Below are 15,336 nucleotides of genomic sequence, written 5' to 3' on the forward strand. Positions count from 1 at the left end.
ACAGGAGTTATAACAGGATGAAAATTCACGATGAGATACATTAGGCTTGTAATAAAAACCACCAGGATGGTGAACTCGTAAACTTTATGGGTTATTCCCGTATTTAATGAGTGGGATTCAGTAGCGATTTTTTTCAAAGGCATTAGCTTTCTTAGGAATGAATATGGATCTTAAAGAGACAGAAATACTCGGCGATGATGTGAATACACACTGGTATTATCTTTCAAAAGCAAAAGCGCTAACGAAACTGCTGGGTAACTTTACACCTAAGAAAATTATGGACATTGGCGCTGGATCTGGCTATTTCTCAAAGTTATTGCTCAATGAGACAACAGCGTCAGAAGCCTGGTGCGTCGACATCAGCTATGAGAGGGAAGAAACCGCTAATGAACACGGTAAGCCGATTCATTTCGTACGTGGGATAGATGAAACCGATGCAGACCTCGTTTTACTGATGGATGTCCTTGAACATGTTGATGATGACGTAGGTCTACTGAAAGAGTATGTAGATAAGGTCCCTGCAAACACTAAATTTTTAATCAGCGTACCTGCTTTCGAGTGGTTATGGAGCCCGCATGACGATTTTCTGGAACACAGGAGGAGATATACACTTCGCCAACTCGAGAGTGTCGTTCAGTCCACCGGGCTTTCCATTGAAAGGTCATGTTATTATTTTGGTGTTGTTCTACCCTTAGCCGTTTTAACGCGCTTCGCTTCTCGAAATAGTGGAAAAAAAGAATCACAGCTTAAAAGACACAGTAAATTTGTGAATACTGTATTAAAAACATTATGTTCACTTGATCTTATTTTCTTCGAAAAGAATAAGGTCGGCGGTTTAACCGTATTTTGTTATGCAGAGAAAAAAGAAAAGTAATATGCTTAATTTGCATATTATTTCGACTTATCTCATAAAGCCCGTGTATTTTTGGCTATATTTTATTAAAAAATCATTAACAGCCCTGTTGTATTTACTCTTCGCTTTGCAAACTACATTTAATAAAGGGTTGCCGCGAAAATTTGGCAATACCATTTCTTTGAAGATAATTACCAGAAGAATATCTAGATATGCCGTTGAAGCAGACATAGATTTTTCTCTTGTTTATAATGCAGTTTTATTGCCTTTGCATTTAGTGATGAAACCAATTATGAGCACTCTTTTTATTACTATTGTTGTTTCATGTAGCACTTCTTCAATTAATAAAAAGTGGATGTTTTTTAACCAGGAGAAGCAGTAAATGTTCAATAGCATTATTAAACAAAAGAATCCGTTGCTGCTGGCATTGATAATGATGCTATATGTCCCGGTCCTTTTTTCCAGAACCGATATGTGGGATGGCGCATTAATTGATCATGCTATATCAGTAGCCCGTATCGATGTTTATCACGAATGGTTTAGTGAAGCTGGCTTATATCTCACTGCTTTCTTTTATGACCCTCTAACACTCGCAAAAGGATTTTATCCGCTGTCAGGCCAGTTGATAACATTGCTGTTTCTTTATCTTTCCGCGATGCAAATAGCGCGTATAGCCCAAACGTTATATCATCTCTCCGAAAAAGAGTCCCTGCTTGTAGGGGTTTTTTACTTGCTCCTGCCGCTATGGTCTACTTTTTTCTCGACCATTTATTTAATGCATTCTGCCACTATTTTCTTTGCTCTCTTTTCTGCAAGACTAGTCATAGAGAAGCGTTACCCTCTAATTCCATTAATATTGATCCCGCTCACTTTCCAGCAGGCATCAATGGCTCCTGTGATACTTTCCATTTTTATGTTGTATGCCATCGAGAATAAATTCAAAAAAATAACGTATATCATTTTATTCTCTCTTTGGATTGTTATCTCCTTTTTCGCTCTACGGTCTATATTTGCGACAACTGAGCTTTATGCAGACTACAATAAAATTGTTATAAACAGTCTTCTGAATATGCTTTTATGGAAGAGATTTGCAATTTTCTTAGCAGTATGTTTGGGGCCGGTCATTGCTTATTATATCCTTACGCCTATAAAGCTTATCAAATTATCCAGTGCAGGATTAGTCATCGCGCTTATTGCCACTGTTGTTCCATATATTGTAGTCAACAAAACCCCATCCACTGTTGATATTATTCAAATGCACGGAAACTCAATGAGATTTTTATTCTCTTGTGCTCCTATCTTAGCACTGATCTTTGCATATATATTGCAGCATAAACCGATTAAGAAGCCTCTCGTAATTATTATTATGCTGTATATGTTTTCAATCTTCGTTTGCGCTCAATATGCAAAGGTTATTGAAGTAATATATCAACGATCATTCATTGCTAATATTAAGGCCCATCCCGAATTAAATGGAAAAGTCATTACAATTATTACTTCAGATAATCTTAATTTTTACCAATATTCCTATATGTTTATGAAAGCATTCGGTGAAAATAAAAGCATTATATTGACGAATAAGCATGTACCCGATCCCATTATTTATAAAAAAGAATCATATCGCGTAAAATATATTCAACCTTCCTTTGAGAATATCACTCAGGCCGAGAAGCTTTATGTCAGATCTAACATGGCCGCGGCGAACCCTGTATCGGCGTACTGGAGATATCTATCGAATGGAAGCTTCCCTGAGCTGATAACGATAAAAGTGAGGTAGTGGAAGCAACAGGTACGGCGTGACCACATTGTCCACAAATTGGCCGCACTGGTGATAATAAAACCCTTCCTGTCGCTTTGTGCTGTCAGTTATATCATTGATTTATAATAATTTTCACTGAATTGGAGACAAAAAAAACCCCCACATCATGTGGGGGAAGACAGGGATGGTGTCTATGGCAAGGAAAAACAGGGTTTGTTACCTGGTACTGCTACTACTCATTACCGTCAACGGAGAACTTTGTTGCATCTGCGCGACGCTACGCAGCTTGGTCATTCTCTGTTGATGTTTCTGGTTTAAAACCGCTTGCTGCTCCGGCGTTAGCAGGTTGTACATCTGGTTGCGGACTTTCGCCATTTCAACCTGACGAGCGACTTGCTCCTGCGCCATTTTTTCTGCCTGAGCGCGCACAGCGTTTTCATCAAATTTTTCTGCGGTGACAAGGCGATGCATTGCCTCCATTTCGCTAACATTAACAGGTGGCTGGTCGTGCCGCGCCTGTGTCATCAGATCCCGCATCTGCTGGCGCTGATGTTCGGTCAAATTAATACCGTCGAACATATGGCTCTGAACACTGCGCTGTGCGAACCCTTCAGTCGGGTGCCAGTTATCGCCTGTTACGACTTCAGCAGCCTGGCTAACAGTGCTTAATGCCAGCGTTGAGGCCATGACGGCAGCGGTAACGATGCGCATCATTTGCTCCAGTAACCTTTTCGTCTCACGAATCAACGAGAATCAGTCTACGATTCAGGCTGCAAACAAGCGTCAGGGGGTGTAAAACAACGTAAAGTCATGGATTAGCGAGTCTTGATGACGTAATTTCTGCCTCGGAGGTATTTAAACAATGAATAAAATCCTTTTAGTAGATGATGACCGAGAGCTGACTTCCTTGTTAAAGGAGCTACTCGACATGGAAGGTTTTAACGTACTCGTTGCCCATGATGGGGAACAGGCGCTCGACCTCCTCGACGACAGCATCGACCTGCTTTTGCTCGACGTCATGATGCCGAAGAAAAACGGTATCGACACCCTTAAAGAGCTACGCCAGACACACCAGACACCGGTAATTATGTTGACTGCACGCGGCAGCGAGTTGGATCGCGTTCTCGGCCTTGAGCTGGGCGCGGATGACTATCTGCCAAAACCTTTTAACGATCGTGAATTAGTCGCGCGTATTCGTGCGATCCTGCGCCGTTCCCACTGGAGCGAGCAACAGCAAAACAGCGACAGCGGTTCGCCAACGCTGGAAGTGGACGCCCTAAGCCTCAATCCGGGCCGCCAGGAAGCCAGCTTTGATGGCCAGTCGCTGGAGTTAACTGGCACCGAATTTACCCTGCTCTACCTTCTGGCTCAGCATTTAGGCCAAGTGGTTTCTCGCGAACATTTAAGCCAGGAAGTGCTGGGTAAACGCCTGACACCGTTCGATCGCGCTATCGATATGCACATTTCCAATCTGCGCCGCAAATTGCCGGATCGCAAAGATGGGCATCCGTGGTTTAAAACCTTGCGCGGTCGCGGTTATCTGATGGTGTCCGCTTCATGATAGGAAGTTTGACCGCCCGCATCTTTGCCATTTTTTGGTTAACGCTGGCACTGGTGCTGATGCTGGTTTTGATGGTGCCGAAGCTGGACTCCCGTCAAATGACAGAGTTGCTGGACAGCGAGCAGCGTCAGGGCGTGATGATTGAACAGCATGTTGAAGCGGAACTGGCCAACGACCCGCCGAATGACCTGATGTGGTGGCGCAGGTTGTTTCGCGCTATCGACAAATGGGCGCCGCCGGGTCAACGCCTGCTTTTGGTGACCAGTGAAGGCCGCGTGATCGGTGCCGAACGCAACGAGATGCAGATCATTCGCAACTTCATCGGCCAGGCGGATAACTCCGACCATCCGCAGAAGAAAAAGTATGGTCGCGTCGAGATGGTTGGCCCTTTTTCCATCCGTGACGGGGAAGATAATTACCAGCTCTACCTGATTCGCCCCGCCAGCAGCTCACAATCTGATTTCATCAACCTGCTGTTTGACCGCCCGCTGTTGCTGCTGATTGTCACCATGCTTATCAGCTCGCCGTTGCTGTTATGGCTGGCGTGGAGCCTGGCGAAACCAGCGCGTAAGCTGAAAAACGCGGCGGATGAAGTGGCGCAGGGCAATTTACGCCAACATCCGGAACTGGAAGCCGGGCCGCAGGAATTTCTGGCCGCCGGCGCCAGTTTTAACCAAATGGTGAGCGCGCTCGAACGCATGATGACCGCACAGCAACGCCTGCTTTCGGATATCTCGCACGAACTTCGCACACCGCTGACGCGCTTGCAGCTTGGTACCGCGCTGTTGCGTCGTCGCAGCGGTGAAAGCAAAGAGTTAGAGCGCATTGAAACTGAAGCGCAGCGGCTGGACAGCATGATCAACGATCTGTTAGTGATGTCGCGCAATCAGCAGAAAAACGCGCTGGTGAGCGAAACGGTGAAAGCCAATCAGATGTGGAACGAAGTGCTGGATAACGCCGCCTTCGAAGCCGAGCAGATGGGAAAATCCCTGACGGTCAATTTCCCGCCGGGTCCCTGGCCGATGTACGGCAACCCGAATGCGCTGGAAAGCGCGCTGGAAAACATTGTTCGCAACGCGCTGCGCTATTCGCATAGCAAAATCGAAGTCAGTTTTGCGGTGGATAAAGACGGCATCACCATTAACGTGGACGATGACGGTCCTGGCGTCAGCACGGAAGATCGCGAGCAGATTTTCCGCCCGTTCTACCGCACCGACGAAGCGCGCGATCGCGAATCCGGCGGTACCGGTCTTGGCCTGGCGATTGTCGAAACCGCGATTCAGCAGCATCGCGGCTGGGTGAAAGCAGACGACAGCCCGTTAGGCGGTTTACGCTTAACGATGTGGCTGCCGTTATACAAACGCTCGTGATGATTCGCCCTCTCCCAACGGAGAGGGCGATTTATTAGCCCAACAGCCGCCGCGAATTATCTTCAATCTTGCCGCTGATGCGCCGCTTTTGCATGGTGCGCGTCCAGCTCGCCGACAACCCCGCCGCCGACAATAAACGGTGATATTGCTCATCATCGAAAGGCTGGAACCAGGCAATGGAAGCCGCCTCATAAACGCTGACATCGCTAACGCGGGACACCAACTCCAGTGGCGCGTCTGCCGACACCTTACCCGCCGCAATCACGCGATACAGCCAGCCAATGCGCCCGCTGTCCTGCATTTGCGTCGACATATCGCGGATACCGAAATGGTAATTGAGCTTGAAACAAGGCGAACGCGGCTGCGTCACCTGAATCAGCGTATCGCCCCAGCGGAAGATATCGCCGATAAAAACATTTTTCTCTGTTAATCCGCTGGTAGAGAAATTCTCGCCGAATGCCGGTGCGCAAAACAGCGCGGCTTGTTCCGGGTACATTTGCGCCCAGTGCGCATAATGTTCGCGCGGGTAGTGGCACAACGCGCGATCCGCTCCGCCGTGGTAACTTTTTTCCGCCTGCTCGTCTCCGCCCAACCCCATTTCCGTCAGGGTGAGTTCCCCTTCCACCTGCAATTTGGCGATGGCACTGGGCCGACTGCCGTCATAATCCCTGACCTTTCCCGTAAATACGTCAACCTGATGTCGCATCTTCCCTCCCGGACACGCTTTTTTCGTCGCGCTATTACACCATAATTTTTTGTCGGCTAAACCTGCGAAAATGAGACATTCATGCGCGTGTCAGCCCGTAAGGCGTGCTATCACTTAACGTGAACTTTTGAAACGCAATTTCATTAACCAAGGAGAGAGTGACGTGACCAGTACAACTCCATTTTCCGGCGTCTGGTGCCCTTCCATCACGCCGATGGACAGCGAAGGCAAGGTCGATGTTGATGGTTTGCGACAGCATATTGCGCGTCTGACAGCGGCAAAAATCGATGTGATATTGCTGATGGGCAGCATCGGCGAGTTTGCCTCTCTCTCCCTTGAAGAGCGAATCATGCTGATCCGCGAAGCGCGCGCCATGTCGCCTCTGCCAATGGTCGCCAATGTTTCATCTACTTGTTTTAACGATATTTTATGGATGGTGGATGAGGCCTGGCGAGTCGGCTACGATGCCGTAATGGTGCTGCCGCCTTATTACTATGGGCAAACCAGCGCGCAATTGCTCAGTTACTTCCGCGCGCTGGGTAACGCGATCAGCGGAAAATGGTTTGCCTATAATTTCCCGGCGCGTACCGGGTGTGATCTGACGCCAGAACTGGTCGCCACGCTGGCAGCAGAATTCCCGGACTTCGCCGGTATCAAAGACACGGTGGATTGCCAGTCGCATACCCGCAGCATGATTCAGGCCACCGCGCGCGTACGCGATGATTTCGCTGTGCTGAGCGGTTATGACGAGTATTACATTCCCAACTTACTGGCAGGCGGCGCTGGGGTGATTTCCGGGCTGAACAACGTGATGCCAGAACTGTTTGTCGAGGCGCGGGAAGCCTGGCGGCAGAACGATTTAGCCACGCTGCAAAAGCTGCAACAAGAGATCGGCAAGTTTATGGCGATTTACGCCATCGGCGATGATTTCGTCACCACCATTAAAACGGTGGTATCGCGCAAGTTTGGTTATTGCACCCCTACCGCGCGCAATTTTGGCGGCACGTTGAGCGACGATCAGTGCAAAATCGTGGACACGGTGTTTGGTATCTAGTAATTGCCGGATGGCGCTGCGCTTACCCGGCAATCAAAAAGTTATTTCACCGTATTGCGTATCGCGATTTCCGCTTCCGCGCCTTTCACTTTCCGTGACCAGACCGAGGTCAAAATCGGCACCAGAATCGAGGTGACAATCACCGACGTCGCCACCAGCGCGGTTGCTGCTGGCGCCATCGGTTTAAAGTCCGGCACCATTTCAGCAATCAACACCGGCGTTGCCACCGCCGCGCCTGCGGAACTGGAGGCCGCCAAACCCGCCGTGCCGTCGCCGCCGCCAATCAGCTTATCGGCGATGATCAGCGGAATACCGGTAATCACAATCACCGCCAGGCCCAGCAGAACACCCAGCAAACCGGTTTGTGCGATCACACTTAAATCGATGGTATTGCCGAGCGCGAAAGCAAAGAACGGGATCAGCGTTTGCACGGCGTTACTAAAGAACTCGCGCAGTTCCGGGTCGAGGTTCCCCAGCGCGAACCCCACCAGGAAAGGCAACACGGCACCGACAAACACATGGGGTTCAAACGACGCGATACCCGCAGTGCCGAGGATAATCATCGTCATCAGCGGGCCGGATTCCAGCGACATCAACACAAAAGCCCCGGCCTCCTCTTTAGTGCCGTACTGTTGCATGATTGACGCATACAGCCCGCCATTGGTCATATCCATCGACGCCACCAGCGCCAGCGTCGACATCCCGGCAAAGAACCCGACTTCCACACCGTGTTCGGGAATCACGCGGGACGCGATAGCCGCAACCACCCACGCAACCGCGATTTTCGTTACTACCAGCGTTCCCGATTTACGCAGCACCGTACCGGTCGCGCTCAGCTTGATGGAGGCGCCCATACAGAAAAACCACACCGCCAGGATTGGCACCGTGCCAGTGATCATGCCGTTGGTAAACGAGCCGAAGTATTTTCCCGCCCCGGGCGCAAAGGTGTGGCACAACGCACCGATGAACAATGGAACCAGCATCATCCCGCCAGGGATCTTTTCAATTGCACGCTTGATTTGCATATCTTCACCTGTCAAAAACGTCCGATTTTTGTACGCTGACACTCCAGTGTTGCGGGAAAACAGCAGCGCGGATGAAGAGATGGTAGAAGCAGATCGGGCAAAGAAAAGTGATCAAACAACCAGAACAAAACAATATTTCATTAATTCCAGACAGGTGTTCCCTTTAGTTATGACCAGGCAAAAAAGCATAAAAAAACCCCCGTCGGCAACGCCTGGCGGGGGTTTTGACTCACCTCACAGTGAGCGATGGAACAGACTTATTTTTTCGCAGCGAAACGCGCAGCCGCTTCATCCCAGTTAACCACATTCCAGAACTCTTTGATGTAGTCCGGGCGGCGGTTCTGGAATTTCAGGTAGTAAGCGTGTTCCCACACATCCAGGCCAACAATCGGGAAACCGGACGCGCCAGAAATCGCTTCACCCATCAGCGGGGAATCCTGGTTAGCGGTAGACACTACAGCCAGTTTGTCGCCTTTCAGCACCAGCCAGGCCCAACCGGAACCAAAGCGAGTGGCAGCCGCTTTTTCGAATTCCGCTTTGAAGTTGTCAACGGAACCGAAATCGCGCTCGATAGCCGCTTTCAGGTCACCCTGCAGGGTGGTGCCTTTTTTCAGACCTTTCCAGAAAAAACTGTGGTTAGCGTGACCACCTGCGTTGTTACGCAGCACGGTTTTTTTGTCTGCTGGCAGCTGATCCAGTTTGGTGATCAGCTCTTCAACCGGCAGGCTAGCGAATTCCGGCAGGCTTTCCAGCGCAGCGTTAGCATTGTTGACGTAGGTCTGGTGATGTTTGGTGTGATGGATTTCCATCGTCTGCTTGTCGAAATGAGGCTCAAGGGCATCATACGCATACGGCAGAGCGGGCAGTGTATAGCTCATTTTCATCTCCATTATTGTCTGGCGGCACGTGTGTTAATGCCGCGTAAGCAGTCGGATCATTATAGTTAATTAAATGATATTGAAAATGTTTATCAATGCCGTAGTTTTTATATGGTTATAACTTTTGGTTATGTTCATGAAACTGTGAAGCCGCTCACCTCCATAACGCGCTCATTGCCAGCTCACGCCGCAATGCGGCAAACGCCTCAAGGTTAATCCTCTGACTGATTTTTACACTCATCGGGTCGGCTGCTCGTATCCCGGCGATAAAAACAAAGAGGATTGATTAATGAGTAACGCGATTACGATGGGTATTTTATGGCATTTGATAGGCGCAGCCAGTGCAGCCTGTTTCTATGCCCCGTTTAAAAAGGTGAAAAATTGGTCCTGGGAAACCATGTGGTCAATCGGTGGCATCGTCTCCTGGTTGATTCTTCCCTGGACCATCAGCGCGCTGTTATTGCCTGATTTTTGGGCCTATTTCAGCTCGTTTAATGCTTCCACGCTGCTGCCGGTGTTTCTGTTTGGCGCGATGTGGGGCGTCGGCAACATCAACTACGGCCTGACCATGCGCTATTTAGGCATGTCGATGGGTATTGGTATCGCCATCGGCATTACGCTGATTGTCGGTACGTTGATGACCCCGATTCTCAACGGTAATTTCGATGTGCTGATCAATACCGAAGGCGGCCGTATGACGCTGCTGGGCGTGCTGGTCGCGCTGATTGGCGTCGGGATTGTCACCCGCGCAGGTCAGTTGAAAGAGCGCAAAATGGGCATCAAAGCCGAAGAGTTCAACCTGAAAAAAGGTCTCGCGCTCGCCATCATGTGCGGCGTGTTCTCTGCCGGGATGTCGTTTGCAATGAACGCCGCAAAACCGATGCACGAAGCCGCCGCGGCGCTGGGCATCGATCCGCTTTACACCGCCTTGCCAAGCTATGTGGTGATCATGGGCGGCGGCGCGCTGGTGAATCTCGGCTTCTGCTTTGTTCGTCTGGCAAAAGTGAAGAACTTGTCGGTAAAAGCAGACTTCTCGCTGGCAAAACCACTGATCATCAGCAATATCCTGCTTTCCGCGTTGGGCGGTTTGATGTGGTATCTGCAATTTTTCTTCTACGCCTGGGGCCACGCGCGCATTCCGGCGCAGTATGACTACATCAGTTGGATGCTGCATATGAGCTTCTACGTGCTGTGCGGCGGAATTGTCGGGCTGATTCTGAAAGAGTGGAAGAACGCCGGGCGCCAGCCGGTGAGCGTATTGAGCCTCGGCTGCGTGGTGATCATTGTCGCGGCCAATATTGTTGGCCTCGGCATGGCCAGTTAATCAGGCAGCAACCCGGCTACGATGACGCCACTGGCCTGGCGTCATCCCTACCTCGCGGCTAAACACCACCGAAAAGTAGTTACTGTCTTCAAACCCGCACTGCATGGCAATTTCACTGATCATCTGCTCGGAGTGCTGCAACAAATATTGCGCATGGCAGATGCGTAACTGGCGCAAATAGTGGTTGATGGTCATCCCGGTTTGGGTGCGGAATTGCTGACGCAACGCGCGCTCGCTGCACTGCTCCTGCTCGCAAAATTGCTCCAGCACAAAGCTGCGGTTCAGGCTGCCGGTTAGCGCGGTGATCAGCTTATCGAGCAGCGCTTCGCTGTGCGTGGCGGCCAGGTTATCGGCGGCGAAACGGTGGCGTTTTAAGGTCATCACCAACTGCGCGAACAGGGTTTCCGCCATCAGGTTCGCCAGCGGATCGCTCTTGGTACTTTCATGCTCAAGCTGCGCAATCACCTGCCGCGCCTGCGTCATACCGGAACTGCCAATGCGCCAGTGCGGGATCCATTGCGCGCCATTGAGGCCAGGAATATGCGCCGCCCAGTCGAGATTGAGCGTCAACCTGTCCGGGCAGTAGATGATGTTCTGCAACACCAGGTCATTGACCGAGGCGTAAGAGTGGCAATCTTGCGCGCGGATATAAAACAGATCGCCGCGCGTGATGCGGTAAGGCCGGTCATTGAGCACGTGCAGACCGTTGCCGCGCCATACCATCACCAGTTCGTAAAACTCATGGGTATGTTCAGCAAAGACATTTTGCGGGTAGCGATCCGCCACCGCCACCGTTTGCCCGGCGCGGGGGAAGAAGTCCGCTTGACGAAGAATTAACTGGCCTGCCACAAAGTCACCTCTGCCCTGAACAACCTGACATTATTAGCGGAAGTTCGGCAAAAAATCGGTGATAGCCTTCTCGTTACTGAAGCAGCGTGTCGCGGCCCTGGCGAATATCGCGCGGCGACCAGTCGAACTCGCGGCGAAACAGCGTCGAAAAGTGGTTACTGTCGCCAAACCCGCAGCGATAAGCGATATCCGTAACGCTCTCATCGCTGTGGCGCAGCATATGACGCGCTTTAATCAGCCGCAGGCGGTTCAGGTAGCGTTGCGGCGTCATGCCGGTGGATTGTTTAAGCTGGCGATGCAGGGTGCGCAACGAAAGCGTGAACTGCTCGGCCAGCGACTCCCAACACACCTCTTGCGCAAAGTTGTCTTCCAGCCACAGCATCAGTTGATTAAGCCGCGCGTCGCTGTTGCCAGCCCCTTCTTGCTGGCTGCTTTTACGCAGCAACACCAGCAACTGCATAAACAAGATTTCGCGGTTGGCAATCGCGTGCGTATCCGTTTCCGCGCCCCTCTCTTCCATCTGGCTGATAATGCCGCGCACCAGCCCCAGCGTGTGCTGGCTCACCCGCCAGTGCGACGGATAATTACCGTCCTGCTCTTGCGGCAAAAGCTGGTTTAACCCGGCCAGAAACTGGAACGCGTCCGGCGAGCGGTACAACACATTGGTCAAACAAAGGTTATCGGTATGTTCATACAGATGCCGGTCATGGTCGCGCACAAAACAGACCGTCCCGCCGCTGATGGTGTAAGGCTGGCCGTTGAACACATGAATGCCCGTTCCGTGCTCGACAATCACAATTTCATGAAAATCATGATGATGCTCAGGAAACGCGGCCTGGGGTAATCGCGGCTCGATGGCAACGGGTGATTTACCTGTCGGAAAAAAATCCACGCTATGCAGTACGGTCATGATCGCCCCAGCAGTGAGAAATGTTCTCAAAATAGTAATTAAGGGTTCTCAACCTCACCTTAAATTTTCGACGCCATTTCGCGCATAGGCTGCCGTTTTTTCAAGAAACGGGCGGAAAGATCGGGAAATGTGGCGAGGGTCACAATGGCTGAAAACCCCGCCATTACTGGAAACTGTGAACTCTCTCACGTTCATCTTTGCTTTCTTGCCAGCGCGAAATGGGCGCTGTCAGTAACAAGAAGGTACATCCCTCGGCCCTTTTTTAGACTGTCCGCAATGACTCTATGAAGGACCCCTCATCATGACTTTTCGCCATTGTGTCGCGGTTGATTTAGGTGCCTCCAGCGGGCGGGTAATGCTGGCGCGCTATGACCGGAAAAACCGCGCGCTTACGCTTCGCGAAATTCACCGTTTTGTTAACTGCCTGCAAAAAGTAGACGGCTTTGATTGCTGGGATATCGACAGCCTCGAAGCCGAAATTCGTACCGGTCTTGAGAAAGTGTGCGCCGAAGGCATTCAGCCAGACAGCATCGGCATTGATACCTGGGGCGTGGATTACGTACTGATTAACCGCGAAGGTCAGCGCGTTGGGTTGCCGATTGCCTACCGCGACGATCGCACCGACGGCGTGATGCACCGCGCCATGCAGCAACCGGGCAAAGCGGATATCTATCGCCGCAGCGGCATCCAATTTTTGCCTTTCAATACCCTCTACCAACTGCGCGCGCTGGCGGAACAACAGCCGGAGCTGCTGGAGCAGGTCGAACACGCCTTGCTGATCCCGGATTACTTCAGCTACCGCCTGACTGGCAATCTGAACTGGGAATACACCAACGCCACCACCACGCAACTGGTCAATATCAATACCGATAACTGGGACGACACGCTGCTGGCATGGGCCGGCGTTCCCGCGCGCTGGTTCGGGACGCCGACCCATCCGGGGAATGTGATTGGCCATTGGATCTGCCCGCAGGGCAACGCCATTCCGGTGGTGGCGGTCGCCAGCCATGACACCGCCAGCGCGGTGATCGCTTCGCCGCTGGCGGATAACGACGCGGCGTACCTCTCTTCCGGCACCTGGTCATTGATGGGTTTTGAGAGCAAAACCCCCTACACCAGCGATAACGCCCTCGCCGCCAATATCACCAACGAAGGCGGCGCAGAAGGCCGTTACCGCGTGCTGAAAAACATCATGGGTTTGTGGCTGTTACAGCGGGTGCTGAAAGAGCAAAACGTCACCGACCTGCCCGCGCTGATTGCCCTTACCGAGCAAGTCCCGACCTGCCGTTTCGTGATAAATCCAAACGACGATCGCTTTATCAACCCACATGACATGAGCGCCGAAATTCAGGCCGCCTGCCTTGATGCCAACCAGCCTGCGCCGCAAAACGCCGCCGAGCTGGCGCGCTGCATCTTCGATAGCCTCGCGCTGCTGTATGCCGATGTGCTGAGCGAGCTGGCCTTCCTGCGCGGTAAGCCGTTTACCCGCTTGCACATTGTTGGCGGCGGTTGCCAGAACCAGTTACTGAACCAACTGTGCGCCGACGCCTGCGGTTTACCGGTGATCGCCGGCCCGGTTGAAGCCTCGACGCTGGGCAATATCGGTGTGCAACTGATGACGCTGGATGAACTGACCAACGTGGACGATTTCCGCCAGGTGGTGGTGGCTAACCACAACCTGCTTACCTTTACCCCTAATCCTGACAATGAAATCGCCCGCTACGTCGCGCGCTTTCAACAAAAACGACAGACAAAGGAGCTTTGCGCATGACCACTCAACTTGAACAAGCCTGGGAAATTGCTAAACAGCGTTTCGCCGCTGTGGGTATTGATGTCGAGGAGGCGCTGCGCCAGCTCGATCGCCTGCCGGTTTCCATGCACTGCTGGCAGGGCGATGACGTTGCCGGTTTTGAAAATCCGGAAGGCAGCCTGACCGGCGGTATCCAGGCGACCGGGAATTACCCGGGCAAAGCGCGTAATGCTCGCGAGTTGCGCGCCGATCTCGAACAAGCGCTGAGCCTGATCCCTGGCCCCAAACGCCTTAACCTGCACGCCATTTATCACGAAGCCGATGAGCCAGTTGCGCGTAACGAAATCAAACCAGAGCACTTCAAAAATTGGGTGCAGTGGGCGAAAGCCAACAAGCTGGGGCTGGATTTTAACCCGTCTTGCTTCTCTCACCCGCTGAGCGCCGATGGCTTTACGCTCTCGCACGCTAACGATGAAATCCGCCAGTTCTGGATTGACCATGTGAAAGCCAGCCGTCGCGTATCGGCCTATTTTGGTGAGCAATTGGGTACGCCATCGGTGATGAACATCTGGATCCCGGACGGCATGAAAGATGTCACCGTTGACCGCCTGGCGCCGCGCCAGCGTCTGCTGAATGCCCTCGATGAAGCGATCAGTGAAAAACTGAACCCGGCGCATCACATCGACGCAGTGGAAAGCAAGCTGTTCGGTATCGGCGCAGAGAGCTACACCGTCGGTTCCAACGAGTTCTATATGGGTTACGCCACCACACGCCAGACCGCGCTGTGTCTCGACGCTGGTCACTTCCACCCGACAGAAGTGATCTCCGACAAAATCTCCGCCGCCATGCTTTACGTGCCGCGCCTGCTGCTGCACGTCAGCCGACCGGTGCGTTGGGACAGCGATCACGTGGTGCTGCTGGATGACGAAACCCAGGCCATCGCCAGCGAAATCATTCGCCATAAACTGTTTGACCGCGTGCATATCGGTCTCGATTTCTTCGACGCTTCCATCAACCGTATCGCCGCCTGGGTGATCGGCACACGCAATATGAAAAAAGCGCTGCTGCGCGCGCTGCTGGAGCCGGTCGATCAGCTGCGCAAACTGGAAGCCGACGGCGATTACACCGCACGTTTGGCGCTGTTAGAGGAACAGAAATCCCTGCCGTGGCAGGCGGTATGGGAAATGTATTGCCAGCGTCACGACACGCCAGCCGGTAGCCAATGGCTGGAAAGCGTGCGGGCGTATGAGAAAGATGTGTTAAGCCAGCGCCATTAATTGATGCGCCGGATAAGCAC

The 15,336-nt window shown here is 51.9% G+C and carries 13 protein-coding genes and 1 pseudogene; 8 read left to right on the forward strand and 6 right to left on the reverse strand.

What is annotated here, in order from left to right; genetic code table 11:
* The first annotated feature begins 163 nt into the window (after positions 1-163).
* Both AAEY27_RS21720 and AAEY27_RS21725 read left to right on the forward strand, forming a co-directional pair.
* Positions 164-874 (forward strand): class I SAM-dependent methyltransferase, encoded by a 711-nt coding sequence (locus tag AAEY27_RS21720; RefSeq protein ID WP_342322819.1) that lies wholly within the window; start codon positions 164-166, stop codon positions 872-874.
* 361 nt (positions 875-1,235) lie between these two features.
* Positions 1,236-2,630, forward strand: a complete 1,395-nt coding sequence (locus tag AAEY27_RS21725) for a hypothetical protein (protein ID WP_342322820.1) — start codon at positions 1,236-1,238, stop codon at positions 2,628-2,630.
* A gap of 198 nt (positions 2,631-2,828) precedes the next feature.
* Here the strand turns inward: AAEY27_RS21725 and cpxP are convergent, their stop codons facing one another.
* Positions 2,829-3,323 (reverse strand): cell-envelope stress modulator CpxP, encoded by a 495-nt coding sequence (cpxP, locus tag AAEY27_RS21730; protein WP_342325672.1) that lies wholly within the window; start codon positions 3,321-3,323, stop codon positions 2,829-2,831.
* Positions 3,324-3,474: 151 nt separating this feature from the next.
* Here cpxP and cpxR point away from each other — a divergent pair, with 151 nt between their 5' ends.
* Complete coding sequence (cpxR, locus tag AAEY27_RS21735; protein ID WP_342322821.1) at positions 3,475-4,173, forward strand: envelope stress response regulator transcription factor CpxR; 699 nt, start codon at positions 3,475-3,477, stop codon at positions 4,171-4,173.
* Positions 4,170-5,543 (forward strand): envelope stress sensor histidine kinase CpxA, encoded by a 1,374-nt coding sequence (cpxA, locus tag AAEY27_RS21740; protein WP_342322822.1) that lies wholly within the window; start codon positions 4,170-4,172, stop codon positions 5,541-5,543. Before cpxR ends, cpxA begins: the two co-directional genes overlap by 4 nt.
* On the opposite strand, the pseudogene yiiM reads toward cpxA, so the two are convergent.
* Positions 5,526-6,249, reverse strand: a pseudogene (gene yiiM, locus AAEY27_RS21745) (6-hydroxyaminopurine reductase). The gene cpxA and the pseudogene yiiM sit on opposite strands and share 18 nt — an antisense overlap.
* Before the next feature lie 163 nt (positions 6,250-6,412).
* Between yiiM and AAEY27_RS21750 the strand changes: the two are divergent.
* Positions 6,413-7,303, forward strand: a complete 891-nt coding sequence (locus tag AAEY27_RS21750; protein WP_342322823.1) for a dihydrodipicolinate synthase family protein — start codon at positions 6,413-6,415, stop codon at positions 7,301-7,303.
* A gap of 41 nt (positions 7,304-7,344) precedes the next feature.
* Here AAEY27_RS21750 and kdgT read toward each other — a convergent pair whose 3' ends face one another.
* Complete coding sequence (gene kdgT, locus AAEY27_RS21755) at positions 7,345-8,328, reverse strand: 2-keto-3-deoxygluconate transporter (RefSeq protein ID WP_342322824.1); 984 nt, start codon at positions 8,326-8,328, stop codon at positions 7,345-7,347.
* Between the two features lie 257 nt (positions 8,329-8,585).
* Positions 8,586-9,206: a superoxide dismutase [Mn] gene (gene sodA, locus AAEY27_RS21760; RefSeq protein WP_342322825.1), complete on the reverse strand. Its 621-nt coding sequence runs from the start codon at positions 9,204-9,206 to the stop codon at positions 8,586-8,588.
* Positions 9,207-9,495: 289 nt separating this feature from the next.
* On the opposite strand from sodA, the gene rhaT reads away from it, so the two are divergent.
* The gene (rhaT, locus tag AAEY27_RS21765) at positions 9,496-10,530 is read left to right on the forward strand and encodes an L-rhamnose/proton symporter RhaT (protein ID WP_342322826.1); all 1,035 of its coding nucleotides are present in this window, start codon (positions 9,496-9,498) and stop codon (positions 10,528-10,530) included.
* Here the strand turns inward: rhaT and rhaR are convergent, their stop codons facing one another.
* Both rhaR and rhaS read right to left on the reverse strand, forming a co-directional pair.
* The gene (gene rhaR / locus AAEY27_RS21770) at positions 10,531-11,379 is read right to left on the reverse strand and encodes an HTH-type transcriptional activator RhaR (RefSeq protein WP_342322827.1); all 849 of its coding nucleotides are present in this window, start codon (positions 11,377-11,379) and stop codon (positions 10,531-10,533) included.
* A gap of 73 nt (positions 11,380-11,452) precedes the next feature.
* Entirely contained in the window at positions 11,453-12,289 is an 837-nt protein-coding gene (rhaS, locus tag AAEY27_RS21775) for an HTH-type transcriptional activator RhaS (RefSeq protein ID WP_342322828.1), read from the reverse strand.
* A 301-nt stretch (positions 12,290-12,590) separates the two neighbouring features.
* On the opposite strand from rhaS, the gene rhaB reads away from it, so the two are divergent.
* Together rhaB and rhaA are read left to right on the forward strand one after the other, a co-directional pair.
* Positions 12,591-14,060 carry a rhamnulokinase gene (gene rhaB, locus AAEY27_RS21780; protein WP_342322829.1) on the forward strand — a complete coding sequence of 490 codons (1,470 nt, stop codon included), beginning with the start codon at positions 12,591-12,593 and terminating at the stop codon, positions 14,058-14,060.
* Positions 14,057-15,316: an L-rhamnose isomerase gene (gene rhaA / locus AAEY27_RS21785; protein ID WP_342322830.1), complete on the forward strand. Its 1,260-nt coding sequence runs from the start codon at positions 14,057-14,059 to the stop codon at positions 15,314-15,316. Before rhaB ends, rhaA begins: the two co-directional genes overlap by 4 nt.
* The last annotated feature ends 20 nt before the right edge of the window (positions 15,317-15,336 follow it).

It is taken from the genome of Kosakonia sp. BYX6 (assembly GCF_038449125.1).
Taxonomy (GTDB): Bacteria; Pseudomonadota; Gammaproteobacteria; order Enterobacterales; family Enterobacteriaceae; genus Kosakonia; species Kosakonia calanthes.